At 64.0% G+C, this 267-nt stretch carries 1 pseudogene; it reads right to left on the minus strand.

Features of this window, described 5'->3' with window-relative positions:
- A pseudogene (locus KZZ04_RS19470) lies at positions 1-267 on the minus strand (TolC family protein); the annotation flags it as partial.

Here is a 267-nt window from a genome sequence, read left to right on the forward strand (position 1 = left end):
CGCCCGGGCCAATCACCGGCCAGGTCAGCGCCTGGAACGACTCGGTGCCCAGGTCCAGGGCCTGGACCGGCTGGCCAAGAAGGGCTGCAAGGGTGATCAACGATTCTTCGGCCACTTGTTGAATCAGCGGCAACTGGCGTTGCTGGCTGGCCACCAGACTCTTTTGTTGCGCCAGTTCCAGTGCGGTGGCGGAGCCCGCATCGTAGCGGGTTTGCACGAGGTCGAGCACATGGCGGGCATTCGCCAGGTTCAGCTCGGCGATCTGTT

Source organism: Pseudoalteromonas sp. CR1 (assembly GCF_019392235.1).
GTDB lineage: Bacteria > Pseudomonadota > Gammaproteobacteria > Enterobacterales > Alteromonadaceae > Pseudoalteromonas.